The organism is Rhodoferax sp., assembly GCF_039922535.1.
Taxonomy (GTDB): domain Bacteria; phylum Pseudomonadota; class Gammaproteobacteria; order Burkholderiales; family Burkholderiaceae_C; genus Rhodoferax_B.
This window is the reverse complement of sequence record NZ_JBDTEM010000002.1, coordinates 1-4,781: the sequence shown is the minus strand read 5'-3', so window position 1 is coordinate 4,781 and position 4,781 is coordinate 1. Positions and strand designations below refer to the sequence as shown.

The window sequence follows — 4,781 nt, the reverse complement described above, 5'->3', positions numbered from 1 at the left end:
TGACCTGGCGCTGCACGTATGGACCGAGCCGTTTGAGCGCATCAGCGCGCTGGCAGACGCCGCCCAGGTGCCGGTGGTGGCACCGCGCATGGGCGAGCGGCTGGACTTGCAGGCGCCCGCGCTGTCCACCCACTGGTGGCGCGAATCAGGCCAGTGAGAACGGTTTTTACTATGGTTTAGATAGCTGCCAGCGCAGAGCCTACCTGCGCCAGAGCCCTATTTTCCTTAAATCGCAGCCTCTGGCGGGCGGCGGTTCAAAGCTACCAACTTTGCAAAACGTCTAATTCTGGATAAACTATCCAGATGAAAAAATCCACGCCCGAGCAGCAGATCCTGCTGGCCCAGATGCAGCAGGTGGCGCAGGGCCTGGCCGCCACCTTTGCGCCGTTTTGCGAAGTCGTGCTGCACGACCTGCGCACGCCCAGCCACTCCATCCTGGCGATCCACAACAACCTGTCGGGCCGCCAGGTGGGCGACCCGACCACCGAGCTGGGCCTGGCGCGCATCGCCGACCCCGGCTACCCCCAGGTCATCGCCAACTACGCCAACCAGTTTGCCGATGGCCGCCAGGCCAAAAGCACCTCCATCGGCATCAAGGACAGCAACGGCCAGTACATCGCCGCGCTGTGCATGAATGTGGACCTGACGCAGATCCGCAGCGTGCAGCATGTGCTGGGCCAGTTCGGCAGTGTGGACGCTACCAAGGTGCCCAAGGAGTCGCTGGACCCGGCCGGTGCCGATGTCCTGCGCAGCCGCATCGACGCCTTCGCCGCCCGCCTGTCGACCACGCCGCGCGCGCTGAAAACCGAAGAGCGCCGCTCGCTGCTGCGCGAACTCAAAGACACCGGCTGCATGGACATCCGCCGCGCCATGGAAACCGTGGCGCTGCACCTGGGCGTGTCGCGTGCCACCGTCTACAGCTATGGCAAATAAGAACGCCATGACCGCTACCAAAATCACCGATTTGCTGCTGCTGGACAGCCACCAGGTCGAAGCCCTGCTGGAACTGGCCCCGGTACTCGATGCCGTAAAGCAAGCCTTTGCGCTGCACAGCCGCCGCGAGGGCCGCGTGTTCCCCCTGGTGCGCGAGCGCCTGCACACCGGCGGCGTGTTTGGCATCAAGTCCGGCGACATCGCGGCGCAGAACGTGCTGGGCTTCAAGGCCGCTGGCTTCTGGCCCGGCAACCGCGCGCTGGCCAGCGAGCAGCACCAGGCGACCATTCTGTTGATCGACCCCGCCACCGGCCGGCCGCTGTGCATGATCGACGGCAACGCCGTCACCACCCTGCGCACCGGTGCCGCGGGCGGCATGGGCCTGCAGCTGCTGGCGCGGCCCGACAGTCAGAGCCTGTGCCTGTTTGGCACCGGCGTGCAAGGCCGCATCCAGCTGGACTACGCGCTGCTGCTCCTGCCCCAGCTGCAAACAGTGCACTACGCCACTTCGAGCGGCGAGCCGAATGCCGCTTTCGAAGCCCGCTACCGCACGCGCTGCCAGCTCGTCCACGCCCGCGACGTGAACGCCGCCGTGGCCGCCAGCGACGTGGTCATCACCGCCACCACCGGCGGCGGCGCGCTGTTTGACCTGGCCGCGGTGCAGCCCGGCACCCACTTCAGCTGCATCGGCAGCGACACCCGGGGCAAGCGCGAACTGCCAGACGGCCTGCTGCCGCGCGCCAAGCTGTTTGTGGACGACCAAGCCCAGGCCAGCAGCATCGGTGAGCTGCAGTGGACACCTGACACGCCCAGCACCGAGATCGGCGACCTGCTGACCGGCCAGGCGCAGTTCAGCCGCCAGCCCGGCGACACCACCGTTTTCGACTCCACCGGCATCGCTCTGCAAGACCTGACCGTGGCCCAGATGCTGTACCAGCGCGCCACGGCCACACAGACCGGCACGCGCATCCACTGGCCCTGGTAACCCTTCAACCAACTTCCACACACCATGCAAAACCTGCCCACTTTTGACGATGTTTCCGCCGCTGCCCAACGCCTGGTGGGCCATGCCCACCGCACGCCGGTACTGCGCTCGCGCACGGCCGATGCAGAGCTGGGCGCGCAGCTGTTTTTCAAATGCGAAAACCTGCAGCGCATGGGCGCGTTCAAGTTCCGGGGTGCCTTCAACGCGCTGTCGAAATTTGACGCGCAGCAGCGCCGCGCCGGTGTGGTGGCGTTCTCGTCCGGCAACCATGCGCAGGCCATCGCTCTGTCTGCCCAGTTGCTGGGCATGCCCGCCACCATCGTGATGCCGCAGGACGCGCCCGCCGCCAAAATCGCCGCCACCAAAGGCTACGGCGGCAAGGTGGTGCTGTACGACCGCTACACCGAAGACCGCGAGCAGATCGGCCGCACGCTGGCCGAGCAGCACGGCCTGACCTTGATCCCGCCCTACGACCACCCGGACGTGATTGCCGGCCAGGGCACGGCGGCAATGGAATTGTTCGAAGAAACCGGCCCGCTGGATGCGCTTTTCGTCTGCCTGGGCGGCGGTGGTCTGTTATCGGGCTCGGCCCTGGCGGCGCGTGCCTTGTCGCCGCAGTGCAAGGTCTACGGCGTGGAACCTGAGGCCGGTAACGACGGCCAGCAGTCGTTTCGCAGCGGCAGCATCGTGCACATCGACACGCCCAAAACCATTGCCGACGGCGCGCAGACGCAGCACCTGGGTAACTACACCTTCCCCCTCATCCGCCGCGACGTGGACGACATCCATACCGTCAGCGACGCCGAGTTAGTCGCGGGTATGCGCTTCTTCGCCGAGCGCATGAAGCTGGTGATCGAGCCCACCGGCTGCCTGGGCTTTGCCGCCGCACGCAAGCTGCGCGCGCAGCTGCAAGGCCAGCGCGTGGGCATCCTCATCAGCGGAAGTAATGTGGACCTGGACCGCTTCGCCGCGCTGCTGGCGGGCTAATAAGGTTTATCAGCCGCCAGGCTGCGGATCATTCCGCGTCGGGCACCACCACGGCGGCCAGCCCCGCGCCGCTGCGGGTCTTCTGGTCGTGCTGGCGGCTCACCAGATCGTCGATCTTGCGCGTCAATTTTTCGGTGGCGCCCGCAATCGCTTGGTGCACGTTGTCGGCATGGTGCGTCACGGCCACGGGGGGGCGGCCTTCCATGCGCGCTTCCAGCATGCAGCGTTTGTCGTGGTGGGAGTTTTTGTCGCTGTTCTCATCGCCCAGGTGCACTTCCACGCGGGTGATGTGCGGGCTGAGCCGCTGCAGAGCGTGCTGCAGCACGTTGGTGACATGGGCGGCCAGCGCCTCGTGGCCGTCGATGTTGTGGTCGGTATTGATCTGGATTTGCATAAGAGTCTCCTTGTAGGTAATAGGGCAGAGCGCCGATGCTGCCAGGTGCGCCATCTTGCAATGGCTCCCTGATGGAGCCCGTAAACGGGCTGTGAGTTCCCCTAACAGTACCACCTCGCCCCCGTGGCTCGCATGGGGCATGGGCGAAATACGGCTGATCATCTGTGAAATTTGCTATGGTTTAGAGAGCTGCTAGCGAAGGTGAAATAAGCACTAGATGTCAAGTTCCGCCTGTTTATATACCCGCTTCACGAATAATTCAGGCGACTTCTTGCGCCAAGCTTGAAGGGCGTCTATGGGCGAGAGGTGGTTCAAAGCCCGCTGCGGGATATGGTAGTTGTAGGTGTTGAGATAGTTCGTCAGCGTGTCCTCCAGTTCAACAGCGGAGGCAAACCGGGTCTGTTTAACGACCTCACTGATGCGCCCATTGAAGCGCTCGACCATGCCATTGGTCTGGGGGTGCCGGGGTGGGATCAGCCGATGCTCTATGCCTTGCGCGATGCATTGCTGGTCAAACAGGTGCTTGCCCGTAGGTTGCTTGGCCTTGCTGGTGAAGCGGTCTGTGAACTGCGTGCCGTTGTCGGTCAATATCTTGGTGATCTTGAAAGCTGCCGCTTGGCGTAAGCGCCGTAAGAAGTCCGTGCTGCTGGCCTCGGTTTGGTCAGCGTAGACACGCATGTAGACCCACCGCGTGGCCCGGTCTATCGCCACGAACAGGTAGCTGCGGCTGTCCTCGTCAGGCATCTGCGGCAGGTACTTAATGTCGATGTGCACAAAACCTGGCACATAGTCCTTGAGCGTCTTCTTGGGCTGGTCTTCTCCTTCTTCCTTGGGCTGCAAGTCCTGCAGCTTGGCCACACCCTCCCGGCGCAACAGCCGACTGATGCCTGAGCGAGAGGCACCCGCATGGATGAAGCGGCGCGTGATGCTGACCAGGTCATCCAAGGGCAGCAGACACAGACGGCGGATCTCCACCACCACCGCCTCCTGGGCCAAGCTCAGCGTCGTACCCAGGTCATGGGCACGGTGGGAGCGGTCCAGTACATCGTCACGCTTCTTCCACTTGCGGGCAGTGGCTACGCTGATGTTGTAGAGCTCGGCCAGCGCAGTCGCGCTGGCACTGGAGGCTTTGATCTCCATGCGTACGCGCGGTGTGGTGCGGGCCAGGGGGTGGACTTGGCTCATGGCTGGGGTTCCTTGTGCTTTAAAGAGGCTATCACGCCACGTATCAGCTCCCGCGCTTTGAAGAGCGGCCAGCTGCGACGGGGGAGATAATCGCACGGAACTTGACAACTAGAGATATATTTGTTGGGGGCAGCAGGTAGGAATACCTAAAAGCCATTAGGGTTGCGGGGTCAGCCGACCGAAATTGCGAAATTGGTGGGCCTGGGCAGCGTGGAGCGTCTGCTCTATGGGGGCTGAAATGCCTGCTTTGGGCCCAAAGCAGGTTGGTACGATGACTGCCATTGTTTAGGGTTGTGG

General features: G+C 63.6%; 5 protein-coding genes. 3 read left to right on the top strand and 2 right to left on the bottom strand.

Annotation, left to right across the window (positions count from 1 at the left end; genetic code table 11):
- Positions 1-303 precede the first annotated feature (303 nt).
- Genes ABI213_RS00075 through ABI213_RS00065 form a run of 3 tightly spaced genes read left to right on the top strand, consistent with a single transcriptional unit; the run spans position 304 to position 2,905 of the window.
- A complete protein-coding gene (locus ABI213_RS00075) occupies positions 304-933 on the top strand; it encodes a PAS domain-containing protein (RefSeq protein ID WP_348025592.1) in 630 nt (209 codons plus the stop codon).
- Positions 934-940: 7 nt separating this feature from the next.
- On the top strand, positions 941-1,918 hold the full coding sequence (locus ABI213_RS00070; RefSeq protein WP_348025590.1) for an ornithine cyclodeaminase family protein: 978 nt from the start codon (positions 941-943) through the stop codon (positions 1,916-1,918).
- A gap of 24 nt (positions 1,919-1,942) precedes the next feature.
- On the top strand, positions 1,943-2,905 hold the full coding sequence (locus tag ABI213_RS00065; protein WP_348025588.1) for a threo-3-hydroxy-L-aspartate ammonia-lyase: 963 nt from the start codon (positions 1,943-1,945) through the stop codon (positions 2,903-2,905).
- A gap of 28 nt (positions 2,906-2,933) precedes the next feature.
- Here ABI213_RS00065 and ABI213_RS00060 read toward each other — a convergent pair whose 3' ends face one another.
- Both ABI213_RS00060 and ABI213_RS00055 read right to left on the bottom strand, forming a co-directional pair.
- On the bottom strand, positions 2,934-3,299 hold the full coding sequence (locus tag ABI213_RS00060; protein ID WP_348025586.1) for an HPF/RaiA family ribosome-associated protein: 366 nt from the start codon (positions 3,297-3,299) through the stop codon (positions 2,934-2,936).
- A gap of 213 nt (positions 3,300-3,512) precedes the next feature.
- Positions 3,513-4,484, bottom strand: a complete 972-nt coding sequence (locus ABI213_RS00055) for an IS481 family transposase (RefSeq protein ID WP_348025584.1) — start codon at positions 4,482-4,484, stop codon at positions 3,513-3,515.
- Positions 4,485-4,781 lie beyond the last annotated feature (297 nt).

What these genes read in the sequence shown, in the direction of transcription:
- ABI213_RS00065 (WP_348025588.1), top strand. Translation starts at nt 1,943, where the DNA reads ATGCAAAACCTGCCCACTTTTGACGATGTTTCCGCCGCTGCCCAACGC.
- ABI213_RS00060 (WP_348025586.1), bottom strand. Translation starts at nt 3,299, where the DNA reads ATGCAAATCCAGATCAATACCGACCACAACATCGACGGCCACGAGGCG.
- ABI213_RS00055 (WP_348025584.1), bottom strand. Translation starts at nt 4,484, where the DNA reads ATGAGCCAAGTCCACCCCCTGGCCCGCACCACACCGCGCGTACGCATG.
- ABI213_RS00075 (WP_348025592.1), top strand. Translation starts at nt 304, where the DNA reads ATGAAAAAATCCACGCCCGAGCAGCAGATCCTGCTGGCCCAGATGCAG.
- ABI213_RS00070 (WP_348025590.1), top strand. Translation starts at nt 941, where the DNA reads ATGACCGCTACCAAAATCACCGATTTGCTGCTGCTGGACAGCCACCAG.